The organism is Streptococcus pseudopneumoniae (assembly GCF_001074975.1).
Taxonomy (GTDB): domain Bacteria; phylum Bacillota; class Bacilli; order Lactobacillales; family Streptococcaceae; genus Streptococcus; species Streptococcus pseudopneumoniae_D.
On the sequence record NZ_JUUO01000127.1, the window covers coordinates 76199 to 97454 of the forward strand.

Consider the following 21256-nt stretch of genomic DNA (forward strand, 5'->3'; position numbering starts at 1 on the left):
ATGCGTGTTTTTGCAAAATACAGACTCTAATTTTGTTGACATCAACAAAATTGGCAACCAAGCGCTTTATAAGGCTATTTGTTGATGCCAACAAGTCAATTCTAGACAAACAAAAAAACCGCAAGCCTGAGCCTGCGGTAGATAAACATTTTAGAAAAGTTTTCCTTTCATTTTATTTTTTGAAATTTTAAATAAAAAAGGAGCATTTAAGCTCCTCCTTTGAAATAACGGACACTTGGCTGGTCGGTGTACCCAGCATCTCAGATACCTTTTTCAAGGTGCGGCAGGAACCTTTCTGCCCTCAAATGTCTTTCGTTAATGTTATTCTAGCACTATCTGCTTTTTTTGTCAAGTTTTCTCAATCTACCAGACTTAATACGACTTTGTAACTTGTAATCTTGTATACGATACATAGTCGGAACGTAAAAGAAATTACCACTTTTATGTAACTTGATAGCAACAAGGACATTATCATCAAATCTTTTTACATATTCAAAGCTAGTATCTTTCTCTCGTGGATTAACCCCAACGAAATCTGGATTACTTAGTATGAGTTCCAAGTCTTCAATATGATGAATCACATCATTATGATGGCGTTTCAACATATGACTTCTCAAACCTTCTTTGTTAACTTTGATGTCGCTCGCGTCAAGAACAATATCAAAAATTTCTTTTACTTCATCGGTAACCTGACCGATTTTTTCATGGTCCATAATTTCCTCCGTTATTCCATAACCATTATATCACATTTTATTTAGTCGTAATTAAGCCATCTGGCTCCACTGTGAACTCAGGTTTGTCTGCCATTGTTCCGTCTGGTTTGAGGTAGTACCAGCCTTGACCTGCTCTGACGAATTCATTAGATACCATGTTCCCGTCCTTGCTATCAAGATAGTACCAAGTGTCCTTGTATTTGACCCAACCTGTCTTCATGGCACCTTCTACATTGAAGTAGTACCACTTGTCAGCGATTTTCTTCCAACCTGTGGCCATTTCTCCTGATTTGTCAAACCAGTACCAATTGCCGTCTGTGTGCTTCTTCCAACGGTCTGCAAGCATGTAGCCTGAGCTGTCGAAGTAATACCAGGTTCCGTTGACCTTCTCAAACTTGTCTTTTGGATAAGATCCGTCTGAGTGTACATACCAGTAGCCTGTGTCGTTCTTCTGCCAGCCAGTCTCAACGCTCAAGCCGTTTTCAATATCCTGCTTGAATTGGCTACGGCTGATACCCCATTTAGCCAGATAGGGATAAGGGTCAACATGGTCTGAATGGTTGTCAGGTTGGTTATTGGTACAGTATTCGTGCGTTTTGATGCCTTCCAAGTCGTCTGTATCAAGCGTTTTTGGCAAACCTGCTTCATCTGCTAGATTGCGTAACAATTCGATATACAGACGGTAGTCTGTCATGAACTCTTCCTTAGTTGAATGGCTTTCAATCAGTTCAACTGCTGCATAGGTCTCAGCGTTCCAACCGCCCCCAACGTCCCAAGATCCGTTATTTACAGGGCCTACCTGCATAACTCTGCCATTACCGACAACGTGAGAAAAGAACCCAAGTTCAGGGTCCTTTCTGTAGTGGTAGTCTGCCTCGTTTTGAGCGGTTGAGTTGCGGTTTCCCGTAGAGTGCGCATGTACCTGTCTGTAAGGTTGCACACCAACCTGGGGCAATCCTGTACGTAGTCTGCTTGTATCGATATCCATTACTCTTGTCCTTTCCATGCGTCGTTCATCTGCTTCACGGCTGACTCCACAAAGGTATCCAAGTCCTTATCAGTCATGCTGATGTTATATTTGGTCAGCTCAGCACGAATTTTAGTGCGTGCTTGTTCCAACTTTTCTTCGCCTTTAAAACCAGTTTCAGAGGCGACTTGCTCAACTGCATTGACTGCGTTCTTAGCCAAGATTTCAACGATCTTGATGGTCTTTTCCCCGCCCTTTTGAACCAGGTAGTCTTTGACTGCTTTAACTGCCACCCCTGCCAAAATGACAAGGATGCTGACTGCTCCGTTTGTGATAATTTCTGTGATTTGTTGCATGTTATTCTCCTTTTTCGATTTCTTCCATGCGGTCGTTCATGCGGACCATTTCTTTTTGAATGTCTCCGACCGTGTGAGTGATTGTTGTTAATTCTGTAGTGGTCTTTTCTAGGTGAGTCATCAACCGTTCTTCTCGTCTGTTAGAGTCGGTCTTTGATTGCTCGTGCAAATCCATAATCTTCTTCTCTCGCTTGTCCGAAGTTTTGATTAGATATCGAATGATAATAAAGAAAAGCAAAATAAACAAAATCGCCCAAGCTACCTGACTATGAGCGATTTTTTCAGCTTCTTCAATCGGCGATGTTACACCTCCTTCAAATTAAATTTCAAGCCACGGAATTTGCTAGCAACTCCAGGGATGTTCTTAGCTGTAATTCGATAAAATCCGATATCGAGCACAGCTCCATCTGATAATGACTGTCCATTTGATGTCACAATCACGTTGTCTCCAAAATAGTGGACAATTGACGGACGTTCAATATAAACCGAGACCTCAAACATTGTCTTTGTTTGAGCGGAATTTAATTGACCTTCTAAATCAAAGTTATCTGTTCTATTAATCCACTTGACTTCTTTTTGTTCATCAGTCAAATAATCTGAATAATTCAAATCAGATGCCGCCTTGTTATTTTGATACCCAATTTTACTAACCCCTGAAACAAATACCGTTTGAGGAATCAACTGACTAGCTAAGAATTCTGCCCCTTTTTGATGGCCAAGATCTCCAAAGTGACACATATCAGGAATTAATTCCTTAGTCTTATATTCTGAATTATTCAAAATATTTTGTGTACCTGCATTATAATCAATAAATGGCAATCCCAATTCTGCAGCTAAATCCTTCTTGATGTTGTCGGCTATCGCATTAATCTTCGAACCAAATCGTTTGTAATTCTCAAATTCAGCTTGAGTACTCATTAGTACAGGTTTAATGCCTTTTATCAACAATCGATTGATAACATTGATATGATCGTCTCGAAATGATTTAATCTTACTAGCATCATATACCATATCATTTATTCCCATAGCGATAAATGCATAATTAATTGGTTCATTTATTGGAGACAGAACAGCATCCAAATTTTGACGGAGCCAGCTAATATTTTTTCCAGAAAAACCTCGATTATAAATTGTATGATTAAAATTATATCCACTTTGTTGATTAATAATATTATTGAGTACTCCAGAATATGTATTATCCCCGTCTTTTAGATTATTAATATTATCGTTGTTGCTGGTGTAATTTGAAGTCCTCCAGCCATCGGTAGTGCTGTCTCCCAGCGTCACAATAACAGTTTTTTTAGTCTGAAGGTCGACAATCAGTTCTTCTAATTGCCATACATTGTTTAATAATGATTTTGTAGTCTCAATAAAATTATTATTAGAATAATGCGTGAGCTCTCCAAGATATATTGATGCAATCAAAATATCTGTATTCTTACTTGTAAAAGTTGCTCCACTAGACATCACTGAACTCTTTACTAGCTTAAACTTATTTTCTATAGTATCTAAAATAAGATGATGTAAGAATCCGCTAGTAAGTTGAAGATTTTCATGTTCTTTTATCGAGTAGTAACTTGTACCCTTTGAAACAATAATCTCATTCTGTTCTCCGAATCCGATAAAACTAAACGTTTTTGAATAATTGTCATAAATTATTTTACCTTGTACAACCGAACCGATTAAGCTATCCTGCGCATATTCTGAGTAGCCAATTGTCTTAACGAACATAGAATTAACTGGGTAATGTAAAGTACTCTTATACATAATAGCAAGTATGACTTGCGTTGACGTGATGTTCTTAACGTTCGCCAAAGTCATCACGGTTAACCCTTTATTTTGGAAGTCGTAAACAACATATTCTGATAAGCCAGTTGGTTCGTAACTAATGCTCAAATTATCATTTGGAGCATAATTTTTATTTCCAAACGAAATCCATGTATCTTTTTTTAAGGATACTGTTTTATTCTTGCGATCAATAGTTAATAATCCGTCGAATAAGACGCCGAACGGGTTAGGTACGCCGTCAGTTGGCGATTGATGTTCCGTCAGGTAGTTTCTGCCAGCTAAATCGTTGTGTGTGACAACGTCACGTTTAAACAGGTCGAAATCAATCTTATCTAGTTTTGTGATTACCTCCGCTTTAGTAGCTAGATGAGAAATATTCTGATGTTCAGTTAGATAATGCTTTTCTTCAAGTTCTTCATGCGTCACAATCCGAGAATAGTCAATCTCAGTTGCTTCGTGCATTTCTTCCTTGGTTGCGTAACGTGTCTTGATATCCTTGATATCCTTACCGATTTCCGTTGCTAGATTTTCAAGGTTATTCATAGCAATCACGCTTTCGCTGCATTATAGGTTGCCACTAGGTCAACATTGGCAAATTCGTCAATACGACGGCCAAGATCAGCCAACTTTTGCACGACTGCAGTCTCAACATCTCCACTCAAGCTAGCGATTTTTTCAGCAATCTCTTTCAGAGTGTCAAGATTTTCAGGGATACCATCGCCCAAAATATCATTCTTAACTGCGATTTTCGCCTGCTCGATAGCCTGCATTAACGTATCGTTGTCAATCTTTGTATCGACCAACTGCTTCATCGCTTTGCTATCCGCTCCCAATGCCTGAGCGAATGCAATTAATTTACTTGTATCCATGTTTTACACCTTTCCTAAGTTATAGTACATGAGCAGGTCTGGAATTTCCGGACATACTCCACCTTCGCTTGCAGGTCTTTCTGCAAGTTGTTTTTTTACTTCTTCAGCAATATCCAGCTCTTTGAGAGCATGGACTTCTTCTGTGACCAATTCCTTATCTGAAGCGACTATCTTGATGTGGGTTTCTTTGTCACTTGGGAAAATATACCCACCAGCACTAACCTCTAAGCGGTATTCCCCGATTGGCAAGATAGCGTCCAGATTAAAATTCACGCCTGAGTTCGTGACAGTTACCTTTTTCTTCCATTGGTACTTGCCCATGGTCAGACTAACGACCGCCACCTTCCCTTCAAGAGAGGAGACGGCTCGATAATCTTCGTTTAAGAGGACAAATCCAAAGGTAGAAGCTACATCACCCTGCTTGATGAGGTGACCGCCATCAACTTGATCAAGATTGGTCGTATTGAGATTACAACCCATTCTGCGCCCCTTTCTCATCTTCGACTAAGATGTCATCTCTAATCTGCAACAACTCAAAATTGTTGTACAAGTGATCTATGTAGCCATTGCCCCCCAAAGCTTTATAGCTATTGTGCATGTTCTCGACCACATAAAACTCATCTTTCATAGTAAAACCACGACGGATTGCCCTGCGAATATCACGATCGAGGCGCATCCTCATCGTGACAAGGTGCGCATCGTCGTGTAGTTTTAGCTTTTCCTGTACTTCATCAATTTTGGCGTTGTTCTCGTCAGCAGTAATCTGGACATCTTTGATTTGTTTCTTGACATCATTCAATTCAGAAATGATTTGGTCTGTCAGTTCCTTTGATTTCTTCGGCACTTTATAGCCCAACCAAGCTATGATGATTGGAGTAGCCACTGGTAGCACGTTCATGAAGAAATGTTCTGTTGATTGTAAGACGTCCATAGGCACCTCGCTAGTTCGCCAAATGGCTCAAGCCAAGGCGTTCCAATTCTTTTCGTACACGTTCTCGGAAGCGTTTATTGACAAATGAAAAGTCAATCGCTCCACGTTTCAGCAGGTTGATGTACATGTCGATTTTAGCTTGGTCTAATGTAATTTTACTCATTGTTGCTACCTCCATTGTTTTCACTAGTGCTCGCTTCGCTTGTCGGTGTAGGAATTTCATGTTCTGTCTCGCTTTCTGTTGGTTGTTCTACTGCTGGTGCAGGTTGGGTAGGCGCTTCTGCTACTGGCTGTTCAGTAGTCGGTTGCGCTGGTACTGGTTCAGATACGACCACATTAGGAACTCCGTTTGTGGCTACTTCTGTAGCTGGTTGTGGCTCTGTTTGAACTGGTGGAGTTACTGGAGCAGGTTCAGCAGGAGTTGTCTCTGCCTCAGCAACGTGTGGTGCTTCTTCATGTCCCTCTGCTTCATCCTCGTGTTCATGATCAATGCCATTATGTTTCTCAAGTACTTCCAAGCGTGCAAAGATTTCCTCGATATCATCAGTATTATGCAAGCTGATCTTCTGCATACCTTCCATAAGCTGATTCGCTTGTTCAAGTGCTGCAGTCGTTTTAGCCAACTGTTCTTGGTTCTTAACGATAGCACTTGTAGGGTCTAATTCGGTGCGTAGAATCTCTTTGACTGCTTCAATGAGCGTTTCATCCATATCTCCCAAACGGTCACCCTCTAACTCACGAGTGAAAAAAGTAAAAGGCTTGTCACATTGAATAGAAACTTCCGTCTTGCCAACTCTGAAAAATTTATTTACTAATACAAATTCCATGTTTAATGTTCTCCTGTTTATTTAAAATAAAAATATAGCGAATCGCCACTTCTAAAATTATTTTTTAATACTTGCTTTTGATTGCTATCCCAAAATTTAACATATAATGTACGGGGTGTTATATACGCGTATTTAGCGTACACGGTAGTTATAGTATCATTTGAATGTTGGATTCTTATTTTTACACTATTCACCTTGTTTTCTTCACGATAATTATTATTGAAGAAACCGCCTTTAGCAGTTATATCAAAAACTAAATAGTCTTCTGATTCTGTTGGGGGGTATAAGTATTGAAACCAACCAACGTAGACCCACTTGCTCCAGACAAGTTTGTCACCCACATATCGCTCGACAATGTCTTTACCACCAACATAAATTCCTTCTCTTGTAGCCATAACATCACCTACTCATACACATCATAGATTGTGTTCGAATCTTTCGTTCTGATTGCATCATACTGGGCTTTCGAACCGTACCAGTATTTCATTTGCTGGTTTCCGTTTTGGTTAATCAGCTTGTGTGCAACTACTTCGGACGGTGTGCTTGGAATCCCAAGCGCTGACCTGTTTACTCGTAAAACACCCGAACTATCGACTGTAATCGTTGAGTTATCAGGTCTCACCACACCAGCCTGCCCACTAGTTGCAGTCTTGGCTTTCATCACACCATTCGACACCTCTGTTGTCTGATTATCTGGCCTGACAATCCCGTTTGAGCTAGATGTTGCCACTGATACATTGCTACTGATTCCATTTTTTAATGTCTGCACAGATACTTTCTTCAACCCACGGCCATCATGAATCATGATGTTGTCCGAGTTGTTGACCTGACTAGCCTGTGGCAAATCAGTTACTTTTCGTGTCTGTGTACTAATTACTGCCATCTTATACCTCCATTCTATATTTCCAATCTGCGACAATCACATGACCATTTTCATCAGCAAGTAAGGCATGTTCTGTACCGTCGTCTGTACGAATTGGAGCAGTGAAGTCGTTTTGTAAGAACATGTACTCGATAGCATTTAGTCTATCTTCGTGTTCCTGAAACTCACGCTTCAAAGCCTCTACAGACTCATAGCTTGCTTGTCTAACGTTGTCTACGTTACCAAGCCCAACTTGTTGCTTCGTAACGCTATGTGGATTGTTGTGATTAGTTGTGTGATTGTTAAAATCTTGCTTACTTGCTTGCTCAACATTCGTGACATTCCCTAGTCCCACTTGTTGTTTGGTAACATTGTGTGGGTTGTTTCGATTTTGAATGTGAGCAGTAAGGTCTGCTTGATTTGCTTTATTTGTTGTTTGGTTGCCGATAATCGCTTCAAGACCATCGATATCAGCTACCCTATGACGGTGGATTGCATCGGCCTTCCCATTCCAACGTATTCGTTCCTGGTCAGAAACATGGCGTGGAACATCTCTAATGTGATTATCGATACTGGTTTGTAGTTTTCTTTCTGTCGCTTTCAATTCAGGGACAGTTGCATAAACCAAGTTAGTCGCATTATATTGAATGGTAATCTGGCTATTCTTGCTGATAGTTGTATTGAAATCATAATCTCGATATACATAAGCAGATGTTTTAGGAGGAATTACATCTCCCTGCTCTGCCCAAGTATACATGTACATGAACTCTTCGTGATTCCCACGTTTTGCAAACACACCGATTTCATTTATGATCATTTCGCGCTCAATCCGTGAATTATCAAACCGAGCTGTTAGACGAATTGTATCAGCTACATCAGTCGATAAAGACTGTGTCACTTGCAGAGAATGAACTACTTGTGCAATATTGTTCTTCTTGCCAATGTCCGTCCGATGCCGGCCGCTACCCAAAGCTATTCGAGTGAAAACCAGTGGTTCTCTATTTTGAATTGCTAAGGCTGTTTCGCTGATTGCTTTATCAGTTACAATAGGCTGGATAAAATATCCCATTTATTTCCTCCTATTCAAATCGCACTGAACGAATATCACTGAATGTATGAGCGCTAATATAAATTGTATTCATCATTGGTGCTTCAACCGAGAATTGGATTCCTAAATGAGCAGGAATCAACTCACGCACATACTTTAAGAAACGGTTCAAATACCCCGTCGGTAATTGCCCTAAAAATCGGATATGTACCGCTGAACCCTTGACCGTTACTAAGTTATTGATATTCGTAAAGCTCTTTGTAATTTTTTGTAAACTCACTGAGTTGATTTTAATTTTGGAAGAAATTAAAGTGATTAGATACCGCCTTCGTTCTTCCAAGTCGGTTGTTTTCGGTTTTACCTGAAGAGCCTTTTCCCAACGTGTAATCCAGTCTTCCGTTGCTTCTGGCAGCAACATCAACCGTCTAGTATCAAAGATTAAGTCTGTAATCAATTCCAACTCTGGAATTTCAGTCTCAAATAAATCATTGATTGTTGGATCTAAGACCTCTGGCAAAGCCGATAACATACGATATCTAACGTGCGACATTAATAGTTACCTCCGTTAGCTTAGGCAACATCGTATTTGATAATTCGATACTCTGTTCCCTGTCGTTCAACAAAACACGGTCCACATCTCGAACCCCATTGATTCTGTCAATGATTGTGGCAACTTTATAGTTCCGAACCTCTTTCTCTTCAAATGCTTCTTCACGTAAGTATTTAATGAGTTGGATTCTCGCCTCGTTCTTGATTGTTTCAATGTCTACATCTTCATCAATCTTGATAGTTGCAGTAATACGAACGTTGTAGCCACTTACAGATTGCACGGTCACATAAGCACCAATCGGAGCCACACCTAACCCATGGCCACTTGGTTCAGGATCCAAGTAATTCTTGAACTTCTTTACCAGCTCTGCACTCGCTTCATTACCGTCGGCATCTGTGATGGAAACACGTACCGTGTTTTCTCCCTTCCAGAGTGGTTCAATAAGTGCTGAACCAACACCAACAAACTCACTGGCCCATTTCTTGTATTGGGCAATATTCCCATTTAAAGTCGGTGTTTTCAAGTACTCAATGGTACGTTTACGAAGTTGCTTATCCGTCTCTTCGTCTTCGCCTACGACGATAACAGAGCCGATTTCTGCCCCTTTAAAGTCGCTCAATACATCAATATTAATGAGTTGCCCTCTTACATAGTTAGGTGCATTTCCGACCTGTTCAGCCACTACACTATACTCAAATCCAGAGCGACGTTCTAAGACACGGAAATTATACTCGCTATTAACCACACTAAAACGGGTTCCGAGTGGTATTTCCTGTTTGAATTGAACCAATCGAACTGATGCTGTAGCTGGTAAGCGCTCAACTCCGAACTGTCTACATAATCGAGTTAGGAAGATTCCTGTACTAGTATCTAAAAAGTTGACTTCCTCATACGATTTTAAGACCGTATACTGAATGGCGACTTCTCGAGCTGCAGGCGCAACTAGATTGTACAAGACAGACCCTTGTCTTTTATCATACTTATCATCAAACAAGGCCAGCATATCCTCTAAAATTTCTGGATATGTTTTTACCTTTATCATCTTTTCACCTCCAAATTCATCTCAAATGTCCCGAAATCACTATCAACCATGAACTGCACATAAAACTCATCTTTCTTTACCTTAGTAGAAAAAGAGTGAGCCTCATGAATCCTGTCATCTTCATACAAGGCTTCTTTTATGCGCCGTGCGATATCCATCTGGGCATAATCCATATCCCCACCAAATAGAGCATCTAACTCTACACCGTACCGATGATCATAAATCGTATAGATGAACCGTTCAGTCGTCAGCATGCGTCTGATAGATTGCTTCAAAGCATGGATACCGTCTGTTTCTAGCAAGATATTGGTTTCATCTAGTGTTAAGCTAGGCTGTTTCTTAGCTTCAACAACATTTTTTGCGATGTTTAAAAAGTTTGTTTTAGGAGTACTCATTCATCAGAACCCCCTTTCACTTTGCGCTTGTAGTGGAAAATCTTCTTGTACAAGACATAATAAAACCCTCCACCATCTTGTCTGATAAGATGAAGGGTTTGACCTACGTACTCAGGATCCAATGTTTCATCTGTCCATGTGACAGCAAGCATGGAATCATCCAAAATCAACTCATTGGTCAATTGGATTTTGAGTGGAGAAACCGACAAAACGATACCTGTTGTTATCTTGGCGAACTGGCGATTTTCAATGAAATTACTGATTAGTTTTTTTAAATTTTCTATCACTTCCATCTACTCACCTCCTGCCATAAATAATTTAATCTCCATCGTGTGTTTCTCTGCACTGAAAGAATGAGTTGCCTCTTCAATGACATACCAACCCTTCTTCTCAATATCCTTAACATCCACATAGACTGCATGACCTGCTAAAAAGTCAATGCTGCCAATATCGGCTTTCAGACTGAAAGTTTCTTTGGGACGGTTTTTCATCTTCAGGAGCATTTCGCCCCATTGCTTGATTTGCCCCTCAGTTGCTTTCTCATCCACTTTTTTCATGTACTGAAGTTTTCCCCAAGCGCCGATATTGTAGCTATCCTGATAGATGTAGACCTCTCTCTTCTTGGTTTCTTTGTTCTCTTGTATCAAGCGGACAATATTGGCGCTATCTTCAATCGAACCTTCGAACTCAAAGCTAGACATAAAGGATTCATTCCCGATAATGTACTGGATTGGTAAGTTTTTCGGAGTTGTTAGTGTTAACTCTCCAAACTTGTCATACAAAACCAGCAATTCTCCACTTTGTACCAAGGTCTCGTCCATGGCCTCCTGGATAATATCCAGAGCCTTCTTATCCTCTTTCAACTGAGGGGATAAGGTCACGGCTGGGGCTTTTAGTTCCCCAATCTTCAAATCGAAATCTCCTGCGATTGCTGAGACGATTTGATTGACGTTTTTATCCCTGGCAACGAAGTTGATATTGCGTAGCAAATACTTTATCTGGTCATGGAAGGTCAAGGTTGTCTTGGTATCTTTTTCGTACTTGATTTTGGTCAAATAACCAAAGAATACCTCTTTGTCATCTAGCTTGAAAGCAAGTGGAGAACCATATTCAAAGGCTACTTTTGTAGAGTTGTACAAGCTAATCTCCACGCTCCAAGCCGACCCTTTTCTAGTTGTCTTGAATTCAACCTTTTCAGACACAGTTGCTAAATCCCATGTATCTCCAGTTTTATTGTTCTGATAGAATAATTGCATCATGGTATCACAAACTCCTGTCCAGGATAAATCCAATGAGGGTCTTTGATTTTGTCTTTGTTGGCTTCGTAAATTTCAGTATATCGGCTGCCATCTCCATAAAAGGTCTGAGCAATCCCCCACAGGGTATCACCACTCACAACCGTATGGCTTTTTTGAGCAGGTTTCTCAGTCGTAGGGCTACGTTCTTCCGTGGCTTTCGCCTGCGGTTTCTTTTTAGTAGCCTCAAGCGCCTGCTTGTCTTTGATGGTGACCTTACGGGGTTTATGAGACCGATATTGTAAGAACTTAATCTTATAGATCAGGTCATGTTCATATCCTGTCTTGGTAGATACATCGAACTGTTCCACTAGAAATTTCCCGTTAATAGCAGAACCAAAAGCACCCCCAATCATGAGTTGAATAGGAGTGCCTTCAGTCTTAAATTTACGAATAGAGGAGACAAAGGATTCTGGAGAGACACGGCTATTACGTTGGTAGTTTCCGTCGTATCTTCCACTAGGAATAAAGGATTCAAACTCAATCGATTGAAGTTCTGGATTTCCGACAAGCGGAACGTTACCAGTATCGATGATAGCGACTGTCTCAATTCCTTGCTTGTCCTCCAGTTTGATTTCTTCTGGATTCACTGGCAATTTAATGCCTTCAATAAATATAAACATCTGCTACCTCCTTCCTAGTAAGCCATGAGGCCGTCAGCGCCGTTATTCAAAGCGTCTACAATGGTTGCATTCAAATCATCCAATACGTTGGCATACTGTCCAGCGTTGTTAATGGAGTCGATGTTGGTGACAATCTCTGGTTTCAAGGTAATAAAATTCTGTTGCCACTTCATGGTCGCAACGTCCTTAATTAGCTTGATGTATTCATCGTCCAGCTTGATTTCATCCTCAATCTTTCCGACTTTATCCAATTTACCACCAGTAGGATTATGGCCACCGCCACCTTTTCCTCCGTCGCCTTGTCCAGGGGCTGAACTTGCTGGGCTGAGTTCGTAAGGTGTCTTTCCTTGGTCGCCCAAGAAGTTGTTTCCTGCACCGTTCGCATCTCCAGCTCCTTTGAAGAAACCACCGACAGCCTTATCGATACCTTGACCGATTTCATAACCTTTATTAAAGGCTCCCATTCGGTCTCCAAGTTCAAGATAACCTAGTTGTGGAGTGTCAAGGTGCGGAGTTTCTAAACTAGCTTTGTGTTGTTTGAGACCATCTGCCAAGTGCAGACCTTCAAAGGTTTTCTTAACTGGTTTTTGCATGCTATCAATCGCACCAGCTACATCTCCTGCAAAATTAGTTCTACCAAGCGAAACCGAACCAACTGCACTGATGTTCAACCCAAGACCATTCAAGAAGCCAATCATGCTATTAAATCCGCTAAGGACAGAGTTAATCATCCCTTCAACAGAACTAATAACACTATTGACCATACTATCAACAAATCCTGCAATAGCTACAGCCATATCACGGCCACCTTGAGCAATATCATACCAAGCGCTTTGAACTTGGAAAGACATCTCGTTCCATAAGTTAACAGCACCAGTAACAAACCAGTCGATAAAGTCTAAAATACCTATCAAAATAGTTAAGATAGCCTGATAGAGAAACATCCAGAATGCTATTGCGGTATTTACGTACCAAAAAACACCCTGCAACATCATATTAATCACCCAGATAGCTACGTTAGCAATAGTAAGAAGTATATTCCAAATGGTCATTCCTAGGTAAAATATAGCCCCTATGATAATTCCTGTAGCTGATAAAGCTGCACCAGTAAGATTGTTAAACCATGCGACCAAGGCATAGAAGAGGCCGATAAGGACAATGACTGCCATGACAATCAACATGATTGGGTTCATTGCCATCACTGCATTCAAACCAGCCATTGCAGCTTTCGCAACATTTGTAGCAATACTAAACAAACCTGTCACAATTCTTGCTGCGTTCATTGCGACTATATAAGTTCCTATAGCGATTGCTACAGCAATAATAATCGGTTGAATCACAGACCAGTTATCGATGACAAATTGAGCAATCGGGGCCAACATACTCCAAACAGCTCCAATCATATCCATGGCAAAGATAACCGCTTGAACAACATATTGAAGCACCGTGGCTACAATCTGGGCAAATTGTTGGAATGCGGACGAGTTCACTATCTGATTAATCTTAATCGATATTGGCTCAAGTGCCTTGGTCACAAAGTTCAGGAAGTTCTGCCATGCCCTGCCCCAGGTTAGGGGCATGTTGCGAAATTGTTGATCAATCGCTTCACTTGCTTCTAGCATGGCTGTTTTGACAATGTCAGCCGTTATCTTCCCGTCTGCCCCAAGTTTTTTAACCTCACCACGGCTAACGCCTAGCTTGTTTGCAATAGCTTGGATTAAGGCTGGTGAAGTCTCGGCTAGAGAACGCAATTCGTCACCCTGTAACTTACCACTAGCCATAGCCTGAGTAAGCTGAAGCATGGCATTTTTTTGTTCTTCAATGCTTGCACCACCGACTACAAAGGATTTGTTCATGGTTTCCAAAAAGGCAATTGTTTCGCCATTGTTTTGGAAAACATCGCCAGCTTGCATCCTCATCTTAGCGACACCGTTTGCCATGGTTGTATAGGCTGAACCTGTACGCTGTGCTGATGTATAGATAGATTTTTGCAGTTCCTCTGTCGTCTGCGTGCTGTCTCGAATCATATCTAAACGGGCGTGCATATTGGCATACTCGTCTGACATGCCTATAGCTTGCTTTGTAATTGCACCAACCGCAATACCAGTTAAAGCAGTCTTTAACAAACCTTTCAAAGATACTAACTTACTTAACTTGTTAGAAGCGTTATTAGAGGCATTCCCTAAATCTCTTAGAGCCAGTTCTTCTTTTTTTAGTCCTGCAGCTGCTAGCGTTGCGCTACTTATGAATCTACCATTGATATCAATGACTCGCCCAGCTTTATTGACAAAATATTGTCCAGAATCGCCAGCTTTTTTCATAGCGGACTCTTGAGCCTTCATAGCTTTATCTATGCCAGAACCTGCGTTTTTGACACGCTCCATAGTCGCATAGATTTTATTTAAAGTGCCTGTGACTCTATCGGTCAAAGACATGGTTGTTTGTATATTGGCCAATAGAATCACCTCACTTCTTCATTGCTTTTTTACGTTGTTCCGACTCTTCGTGCATGACTGCAGCGAAAAAGGCTTTCTCTTCTACATCCATATTCACAAATTCACTAGGGCGAATGTAATAGTTTACGAGGGCGAAGTAGGCAAGTTTTGCCTCCGCGTCCTCTTTTATTAGTTTTTTGCCTCGTCAACCTTGTCTTGGAATGTTTGGTTGATACCACTAAGTTCAGTCACAGCTTCCAAAATCAAGGCACTTTCGCCCCAATTGAACATAGTACCGAATAACTCAGAAGCTCCCATTGTTCCGTAAGAATCTTGCAATTCTTTATCATTAAGGTCAGGAACCACGATAGATGCGATACAGATTTCACGATTATATTTAACACCGTCAAAGACACGCTCTTGACGTCCATTACGACCTGGCTTATTGACAAAGCAACGGTCATTGATTAAGTCCGCTTCACGAGCGCTCAACACTCGAATTTTAACTGGCTCCTCAAAAGAAGGAAGCAAGACATCCTTAGTCTCTTCTCCTTTTTTGTTTTGTTTCAAAAATGCTTGTAATCCACTCACCACTATTTCCTCCTTGTGTTAGTATGTAATTTCTTGGAATTCTGATAAGATATCAAAATCTTGGAATGTGAAATCTGTTTCTTCGTCAATGACCTCATCTGCTGATCCATCTAGTTTGAAGATAAGTGATTCTTTGAACAGAACCCCTTTCAGAACGATGGTATAGCGACCTGCGCGAGATGTGCGGTCTTCATTGGTACACTTGATATCAATACGAGGTAGCAACCCGTTTTTGACGTATTCAAGAGCCATCTTCTTCAATTCAGGACGATGGTAATACATCTTCACAGTTCCTGTACCTTCTGCACCGACAATCTTACCACCCTTCATACGAGAGTTGAGAGGGGTAACATCAGCTTTTGTGTATTCGATTTTCGCTTCTAGAGAGATAAGCTCTGCTAGTTCGTACTGCTTGTCATTGATTGTAAAGAAGACCGTTCCTTCTTTAGCAGACAAAGCATCTAATTGGTTCATAATAGCCATTAGCTAGTTTCTCCTTTCTTAATCACAGATAACCGTCATGTACAAGATTTCCATAGCATCTGTTAAGACAATTGGCAAGTTTACCACGACGGATTCTTTGGTAATACCTTGTGAAATCTCAATATCTTTAGCTTGGTACTCCAAGGCTTGCTTTTGAGCCAGTGGGTCCAGGACCATTGTGATGATTCGTTGTTTAAACAACTCACGACCATTCACGTTGTTTGGTACTTTACCGATGAAGTAGTTCTCAAAGATATACTTGACATTGGTATTGATATTATCCATGGTGCGGACAAGTTTGTTCTTACCAAAAATACGACTGTGTTCTGCCGTATAGCTAGTAAATGAGTTCACATCTGACAGGATAATCACTTTTTCATTTCGATAGGCAAAGATAAGCTGACCTTTATTGATGAGCTTTTCAGCCTCTGCTTCATTCTTACGCTCACAATCAATAGCGCCTGGATAAGACTTAAATGTATTGGATTGCAAGCCAGCCCCTGCATACTTACCAGCTACGAAGTATACACAGTCCTTGGCGCTTAGTTTGGTACCATCACTTAATGTAACCCCGTTACCGACTGATACAACACCTTCGTCGTCAGCGTCCGTATAGTCATTCAATACTGCAATGACTGAACGACCAGCGTTTCGCCATTTTTTGATATGAGCCGTAACAAGTGCTTTTGTTGAACTTGTTTCTGTACCAAGCGCTAAAACACGGAAATCTTGCGTGTCTAAACCATTGAGAAATGATTCAACTTCTGAATTAGTTGTTGTACCATCCGCACCACCTTCAAGCAGTAATGTTTTATCTCCTGTTATTAAAATGCCTGTTACATCGATATAATCATTCTTGAATGGCAATGTTGTGATAATTTGTTTATCAACTTCTTTCCCCCAAAAAACAGTCGTTACTTCAAAACCAGGCTCAACTTGTTTTTTGAAGATAACATGGATATTATTACCAGCTTTTCCTTTATATCTAGCAGTAACAGTCATCCCTCCGTTTGTTTTAACCGCCTTTGCACCAGTATTGTTCACACCATTGTAAACAAGGACCTTGCCAGTTCCTTTCAAAGCTTCACGAATCGGAAGGAGTTCATCAATTGGTTTACCGAATAGCTGGCGGAAGTTGCTTGTACCATCAACAAGTGTGAAGGCACCAGGTTCTCCCCAAGATCCAGCAATCATAACTGCTGCAATCGTATTATCTTCCAAAGGAATAATCACATCATCTCTCGATACGAAATTGATGTAGGCCTTTGGAACTCGTTTATTCTGTACTGTCCATTGTGCCATTAGTTAGCCACACCCTTTCTCCAGTCTTCTAAAATACGTCTTACTTCTGCTAGTGAGTATGACTGGTCATCTTCCAGCAAAATGTTTAACAAAGTTGCATCATCTTCAAAATACTTGAGTAATGCCTCTTTACCAAATTTATCTTCAGTGGTTGGTTCCACTGGTTCGGTTACGTAACCTACTTCTTCATTCATTTCCATGAGAAGTTTCACCTATCCTTTCTAATATTTGCATTGTCGGTTCTTCTTCAACCCATCGAACGTATCGAGTGATTGTAAATGTGCATATCAAGTCATTGGCATTGTATTCTACCTTCAAATCATTGATAGGGTATTGATCCCCTAAATAACGAAAGGAAGGCGAATTAAACACCATTTCAATCTCTTCAAACTTCTGGTATAAGTCTGTTGTTTTTTCGGTGTAGTAATGCAGCAAGACAATAAAAACCTGCTTATCGTTTTGGTTTGCCAACCGCTTCCGAGTCACAGGTTTAACATCTACAATAAAACAAGGTGTTTTCAATCCTTGCTGGATTTGTTCATCATACACCTTGCACCCAAACACATCTTTGAGTTGCTTGATGACGAGTGGTCTAATACTATAATCCACCTAGTTCCTCCTTTAGCCTCTCTTCGATTTGTTGCGCAATTTGTGGGATTTTTTGTTTAATCTGTTCTTCTGTCAGTCTCATCATGAAGCGCCCTTCTACCCAAGGGTTGACCAATCGCTTACCAATTGCAGGGACATAACGCCCTACTTGTTGGCGGTGTCCACTTTCAACGAAAGAAGCATACTCCATAGGGTTAAATGCGATAACCTCGTACACGTTCCCGTTTTTGGTCACTTCTATCTTCCATGATTGATTGAGCTTTCCTGTTAGACCTTTTGGTGTTCGTTCCTTAACCTCTTCCAGAAAGGCTAGGCCGATATCTTTAGCAGCCTGCATAAACTCAGAATCAATGATTGCCTGAGCTCGTTCAAGTCGTTTCAAGAACTCTTGAACGTCACTATCATCATAGCCACTCATGTCGTCTTACCACAATTTCTTGATGTGTGACATAAACCATTGGATCTTCACTGGTCAGGTACTTGATACCATCCACAATCAATTTACTACCAGCTTTGATAGCAAATTTAGGCGAACAAAAAATCTTGTGTTCTGTCTTGAGTTGATGCGCTTCGTTCTGCTCTGTATTCACTAAGTTACGAACGGAGACACGACATGGAACCTTCTTATAGCTTTCTTTGAACTCTACAAAATCAGCTCCGTTAGGCTTCGTACCCTCAACAGCAGTAAACACATCCATCTTTTTATCATAGGTCCATTCAATACTTGGCGTTGCCTGAGATAGGACATCATTGATATTCATCCTACCACCTCAACTTTCTGAACCGCTGTAGTTGACTGGTAAAGTCTGATAAGACACTTTCAGCCCGTCTGGCAAGGTCTGACTTACCCAATTCGACCCGAGTATCTCCAACAGAAATATTCTTGCCTTGGACAGCTTGGTCAGGATTACAAACAACATAAACCATCTGAATGGCCACAAATCGCAACTCTAAAGGAAAATCCTCACGATTACAGTAATTAAGAATGTTCTGCATGACTTCATCGACCACTAACTCTTCTGGATAGCATGAATAACGTTGTTCGTACAAGTCAATTAAGGCTTGTCTAGCATCTTCATTATGCTTTTGGATTTCTTCAAATGTCATCTTCTCCATCAGCAGAACCTCTCTTTCTACTTATCTTCCTTAGCGGATTTCTTAGCTAATTTGTCAAACTCGGCCAGAGCATTATCACGTTCAGCTAGAGCTTGGTCACGTTCAGCAACTACTGCTCTGTACTCTTGAATAGTGTAAGTGCGTCCGCCTGTAGCTGGTTCTACCACTACATACTCACCGTCCTTAACTTCTACCACATCGTATCCATCTTCCAAAAAAGTAACTTTTTCAAACTCGTCAATATTGAGGACACGATTATCTTTCTTTACTGTTAACATTTTCTATCCTCCTCTTTAAGGTGCGACGACAAAGGCTAGACCTTCATGCTTAGTCTGGAATAGCAATACATCATCGTAAAATTGCTCGTAGTACAAGTAGTTACCACTTGAAGCAGCACTTGGTTCGTCAAGCCCTACAAATTCATATTTTTGTGGCGCTGCCATACATGGAATATGAATCAAGAAGAAATGGATTTGTTTAGCAGTTGGGTCAACCTTAGCACCGTTTGTGAAGTTGTACAAGGTTTTCATACGGTCAGATGGAATAGACGGCTCAATCGTCACATCGTCCAAACGACCAATAGAACGGTCAATCACTGTGCCTTGACCGTGGATATTAACAGTACGACCAAATTGCTTGATGTTCTTGATCATGCGTTTAACAGTTGGTGTACAGAAAATAACACGACCTTCTGCTGGTACTCCAGCTTCATCCATTTGTTCCATCAGTTCATCGAATGTTGCGAGGAAGTTTTCTTCAGTCAAATTCAATGACTTAATTTGTTTACTTTCTGTATCAAGTGCTTTCTTACGTGAGAACAATTTAGATACCATAAATTTATCCATTTCTGGAACTTTTTCAGTATCATTGAATGTTTTAGTGATGTTAGCAATGGAAGTAACATAGTTATTTTCATCAACATCTGATGGGTCTACTAGTGTTGACCAGTAACGCTCGTTTGTCAATGTGTATGTTTCCCATTGATTTTCATAGTTAGCGTCAATATTCGTAATCGTGCGACGTGTACGGTCTTTACGTCCTTCTTTAATCAAAAGGCGCGGTACTTTGACTTCTTTAGCTCCTGTGAACTTCAAAAGCGTGTTGGATGGAGAGTTCCAAAGTTTGTTAGTGAATAACAATCCGTTTTCACTGTAGCGTTTTTGCAAACCTTGTTGATAAGATTGTGCATAGTTTAATGTTGCTGGCATATTTGTTCCTCTTTTCTAATTTTTTGATTATAGATCTGACGTAAACGCATTAATCATCTGCGTTGTCAGATCGTTAGCAACTGTTTCTTCTTGTGTTGTTCCTTGTGGTTTAGCACCAGCGATGTGCGGTTCTACAGCCTTTTCTGGAGCAAATAAGAAGCTTTTAGATTCCTTCAAAGCTGTCAACTGTTCATCTAATCCAGTCACGGCTCCGTTGTCACCTAATCCCAATTTAGACTTATCTAGTAGACTAGACACGATTCCAGCATCATGAACCTTACCGCTCAAGTGCATTTCAATAGCATGATCTAGTTGCATTGTCTTGAGTTGTTGTTCATGTTCCTTCTGTTGTGTCTTGTACTTGCTGTCCAAGTCTGTGTATTTTTGTTGTAAGTCAGCATTGCCCTCAGCGTCTTTCTTGAGCTGTTTCATGTCCTTATCACGCTCTTTCAACTGGTCTTGCAAGCCCTTGGCATTATCTTCTGCAGCAGACACCTTTGCTTGTAGGTCCTGAGTTGATTTCCCGTGTTCAGACATAACTGCTTCAACTTGTTCTTCAGTCAATCCTAACTGTTCCAAAAATTTACGATTCATTTCTTTTCCTCCTATACGTTTGTTTAACGTGGCAACGACCACGACATTTTGGTAAAGTAAAAAAGCCTTTTAACGCCTTGCCCAGGGCGAAAGAAAACCGCCTCGAATTCGACACGGTTTTAAGTATTTTTGAGTAGTTTTAAGTTACTTGGTGAGTTTACCCTCTCCAAAAACTTGATTTGAAACTTTAGTATAGACATCAACATAAGTTTCTTGTTTGTCACCGTTGTGAGTAACTTCTGCATAATCTGCAACTTTAACCACATTAATGCTGACAAGGGCTTTCCAATTTTGCAAAGTTTTGCTAAACCATACAACAAAGCAGTCTTCAGGTTTAATTTCACGACCTGAAAGACGAGTAAATTCTTGTGATGCTAATTTTTTGGCTTTTTCTAACATTTTTATTTCTCCATTTTTAGATTTTATAGTTTAATTTCTTCAATTTCTGCACGTTTTTCTAGAATTTTTAAATAATTCCACATCGTTGAATGCTGACCTTTTAACAAATCAATTGGGCATTTAGGTTCAAACTCTAGTTGCCCGTTTTCGTATTGACTAAGCATCATACCCAACTTTTGGTATCGTTCTCTCAATTCGTAGTATTCTTTTCTAAATCTTACTTTCCAATCTTCCATATCTTTACTCCTTTCCG

33 protein-coding genes are annotated in these 21256 nt (G+C 40.5%); all 33 read right to left on the reverse strand.

Features of this window, described 5'->3' with window-relative positions; genetic code table 11:
* Positions 1-332: 332 nt before the first annotated feature.
* The 33 genes from ADI86_RS08660 to ADI86_RS08815 all read right to left on the reverse strand — a co-directional run bounded on the left by ADI86_RS08660 (position 333) and on the right by ADI86_RS08815 (position 21239).
* Complete coding sequence (locus ADI86_RS08660) at positions 333-713, reverse strand: PBECR2 nuclease fold domain-containing protein (protein ID WP_049532607.1); 381 nt, start codon at positions 711-713, stop codon at positions 333-335.
* Positions 714-750: 37 nt separating this feature from the next.
* The gene (locus ADI86_RS08665) at positions 751-1701 is read right to left on the reverse strand and encodes a peptidoglycan recognition protein family protein (protein ID WP_049532608.1); all 951 of its coding nucleotides are present in this window, start codon (positions 1699-1701) and stop codon (positions 751-753) included.
* Positions 1701-2036: a phage holin gene (locus tag ADI86_RS08670; protein ID WP_049532609.1), complete on the reverse strand. Its 336-nt coding sequence runs from the start codon at positions 2034-2036 to the stop codon at positions 1701-1703. Before ADI86_RS08670 ends, ADI86_RS08665 begins: the two co-directional genes overlap by 1 nt.
* Position 2037: 1 nt before the next feature.
* Positions 2038-2331 carry a hypothetical protein gene (locus tag ADI86_RS08675; protein ID WP_049532610.1) on the reverse strand — a complete coding sequence of 98 codons (294 nt, stop codon included), beginning with the start codon at positions 2329-2331 and terminating at the stop codon, positions 2038-2040.
* 8 nt (positions 2332-2339) lie between these two features.
* A complete protein-coding gene (locus tag ADI86_RS08680; protein WP_049532611.1) occupies positions 2340-4367 on the reverse strand; it encodes an SGNH/GDSL hydrolase family protein in 2028 nt (675 codons plus the stop codon).
* 5 nt (positions 4368-4372) lie between these two features.
* Entirely contained in the window at positions 4373-4636 is a 264-nt protein-coding gene (locus ADI86_RS08685; protein WP_241486552.1) for a hypothetical protein, read from the reverse strand.
* A 60-nt stretch (positions 4637-4696) separates the two neighbouring features.
* Positions 4697-5173, reverse strand: a complete 477-nt coding sequence (locus ADI86_RS08690) for a carboxypeptidase-like regulatory domain-containing protein (RefSeq protein ID WP_049532613.1) — start codon at positions 5171-5173, stop codon at positions 4697-4699.
* Positions 5163-5624 carry a hypothetical protein gene (locus ADI86_RS08695; RefSeq protein ID WP_049532614.1) on the reverse strand — a complete coding sequence of 154 codons (462 nt, stop codon included), beginning with the start codon at positions 5622-5624 and terminating at the stop codon, positions 5163-5165. The genes ADI86_RS08690 and ADI86_RS08695 overlap by 11 nt, the downstream gene beginning before the upstream one ends.
* A 10-nt stretch (positions 5625-5634) precedes the next feature.
* Complete coding sequence (locus ADI86_RS12050) at positions 5635-5787, reverse strand: hypothetical protein (RefSeq protein ID WP_162838032.1); 153 nt, start codon at positions 5785-5787, stop codon at positions 5635-5637.
* A complete protein-coding gene (locus ADI86_RS12135) occupies positions 5780-6451 on the reverse strand; it encodes a hypothetical protein (RefSeq protein WP_053092726.1) in 672 nt (223 codons plus the stop codon). Before ADI86_RS12135 ends, ADI86_RS12050 begins: the two co-directional genes overlap by 8 nt.
* Before the next feature lie 17 nt (positions 6452-6468).
* Entirely contained in the window at positions 6469-6846 is a 378-nt protein-coding gene (locus ADI86_RS08705; RefSeq protein ID WP_049532615.1) for a hypothetical protein, read from the reverse strand.
* 8 nt (positions 6847-6854) lie between these two features.
* Positions 6855-7334 (reverse strand): phage upper tail fiber protein, encoded by a 480-nt coding sequence (locus ADI86_RS08710; RefSeq protein ID WP_049532616.1) that lies wholly within the window; start codon positions 7332-7334, stop codon positions 6855-6857.
* A 1-nt stretch (position 7335) separates the two neighbouring features.
* On the reverse strand, positions 7336-8382 hold the full coding sequence (locus ADI86_RS12140) for a hypothetical protein (protein WP_049532617.1): 1047 nt from the start codon (positions 8380-8382) through the stop codon (positions 7336-7338).
* 10 nt (positions 8383-8392) lie between these two features.
* Entirely contained in the window at positions 8393-8911 is a 519-nt protein-coding gene (locus ADI86_RS08720) for a hypothetical protein (protein ID WP_162489322.1), read from the reverse strand.
* The gene (locus tag ADI86_RS08725; protein ID WP_049532619.1) at positions 8898-9953 is read right to left on the reverse strand and encodes a baseplate J/gp47 family protein; all 1056 of its coding nucleotides are present in this window, start codon (positions 9951-9953) and stop codon (positions 8898-8900) included. The genes ADI86_RS08720 and ADI86_RS08725 overlap by 14 nt, the downstream gene beginning before the upstream one ends.
* Complete coding sequence (locus ADI86_RS08730; protein WP_049532620.1) at positions 9950-10348, reverse strand: DUF2634 domain-containing protein; 399 nt, start codon at positions 10346-10348, stop codon at positions 9950-9952. Before ADI86_RS08730 ends, ADI86_RS08725 begins: the two co-directional genes overlap by 4 nt.
* Entirely contained in the window at positions 10345-10641 is a 297-nt protein-coding gene (locus ADI86_RS08735; RefSeq protein ID WP_049532621.1) for a DUF2577 family protein, read from the reverse strand. Before ADI86_RS08735 ends, ADI86_RS08730 begins: the two co-directional genes overlap by 4 nt.
* A complete protein-coding gene (locus ADI86_RS08740; RefSeq protein WP_049532622.1) occupies positions 10642-11607 on the reverse strand; it encodes an XkdQ/YqbQ family protein in 966 nt (321 codons plus the stop codon).
* Positions 11604-12266, reverse strand: a complete 663-nt coding sequence (locus tag ADI86_RS08745) for a LysM peptidoglycan-binding domain-containing protein (protein WP_049532623.1) — start codon at positions 12264-12266, stop codon at positions 11604-11606. The genes ADI86_RS08740 and ADI86_RS08745 overlap by 4 nt, the downstream gene beginning before the upstream one ends.
* A gap of 14 nt (positions 12267-12280) precedes the next feature.
* Positions 12281-14722 (reverse strand): tape measure protein, encoded by a 2442-nt coding sequence (locus ADI86_RS08750; protein ID WP_162489323.1) that lies wholly within the window; start codon positions 14720-14722, stop codon positions 12281-12283.
* A 168-nt stretch (positions 14723-14890) separates the two neighbouring features.
* Entirely contained in the window at positions 14891-15292 is a 402-nt protein-coding gene (locus tag ADI86_RS08755) for a phage tail assembly chaperone (protein WP_049512800.1), read from the reverse strand.
* Positions 15293-15310: 18 nt separating this feature from the next.
* On the reverse strand, positions 15311-15775 hold the full coding sequence (locus ADI86_RS08760; protein ID WP_049500573.1) for a phage tail tube protein: 465 nt from the start codon (positions 15773-15775) through the stop codon (positions 15311-15313).
* 18 nt (positions 15776-15793) lie between these two features.
* On the reverse strand, positions 15794-17077 hold the full coding sequence (locus ADI86_RS08765; RefSeq protein ID WP_049532625.1) for a phage tail sheath subtilisin-like domain-containing protein: 1284 nt from the start codon (positions 17075-17077) through the stop codon (positions 15794-15796).
* Positions 17077-17277: a hypothetical protein gene (locus ADI86_RS08770; protein ID WP_049532626.1), complete on the reverse strand. Its 201-nt coding sequence runs from the start codon at positions 17275-17277 to the stop codon at positions 17077-17079. Before ADI86_RS08770 ends, ADI86_RS08765 begins: the two co-directional genes overlap by 1 nt.
* Complete coding sequence (locus ADI86_RS08775; protein ID WP_049532627.1) at positions 17264-17686, reverse strand: phage tail terminator family protein; 423 nt, start codon at positions 17684-17686, stop codon at positions 17264-17266. Before ADI86_RS08775 ends, ADI86_RS08770 begins: the two co-directional genes overlap by 14 nt.
* On the reverse strand, positions 17676-18104 hold the full coding sequence (locus ADI86_RS10695) for an HK97 gp10 family phage protein (RefSeq protein WP_053092727.1): 429 nt from the start codon (positions 18102-18104) through the stop codon (positions 17676-17678). Before ADI86_RS10695 ends, ADI86_RS08775 begins: the two co-directional genes overlap by 11 nt.
* Positions 18091-18447 carry a hypothetical protein gene (locus ADI86_RS08785; protein ID WP_049532628.1) on the reverse strand — a complete coding sequence of 119 codons (357 nt, stop codon included), beginning with the start codon at positions 18445-18447 and terminating at the stop codon, positions 18091-18093. Before ADI86_RS08785 ends, ADI86_RS10695 begins: the two co-directional genes overlap by 14 nt.
* Before the next feature lies 1 nt (position 18448).
* Entirely contained in the window at positions 18449-18802 is a 354-nt protein-coding gene (locus ADI86_RS08790) for a hypothetical protein (protein WP_049532629.1), read from the reverse strand.
* Positions 18803-18819: 17 nt separating this feature from the next.
* Positions 18820-19080, reverse strand: a complete 261-nt coding sequence (locus tag ADI86_RS08795) for a hypothetical protein (protein ID WP_049532630.1) — start codon at positions 19078-19080, stop codon at positions 18820-18822.
* Positions 19081-19095: 15 nt separating this feature from the next.
* Positions 19096-20010: a hypothetical protein gene (locus tag ADI86_RS08800; protein ID WP_049532631.1), complete on the reverse strand. Its 915-nt coding sequence runs from the start codon at positions 20008-20010 to the stop codon at positions 19096-19098.
* 27 nt (positions 20011-20037) lie between these two features.
* Positions 20038-20604 (reverse strand): phage scaffolding protein, encoded by a 567-nt coding sequence (locus tag ADI86_RS08805; RefSeq protein WP_049532632.1) that lies wholly within the window; start codon positions 20602-20604, stop codon positions 20038-20040.
* Between the two features lie 144 nt (positions 20605-20748).
* The gene (locus ADI86_RS08810) at positions 20749-21003 is read right to left on the reverse strand and encodes a DUF6275 family protein (protein WP_049532633.1); all 255 of its coding nucleotides are present in this window, start codon (positions 21001-21003) and stop codon (positions 20749-20751) included.
* A 23-nt stretch (positions 21004-21026) separates the two neighbouring features.
* The gene (locus tag ADI86_RS08815; RefSeq protein WP_049532634.1) at positions 21027-21239 is read right to left on the reverse strand and encodes a crAss001_48 related protein; all 213 of its coding nucleotides are present in this window, start codon (positions 21237-21239) and stop codon (positions 21027-21029) included.
* Positions 21240-21256 lie beyond the last annotated feature (17 nt).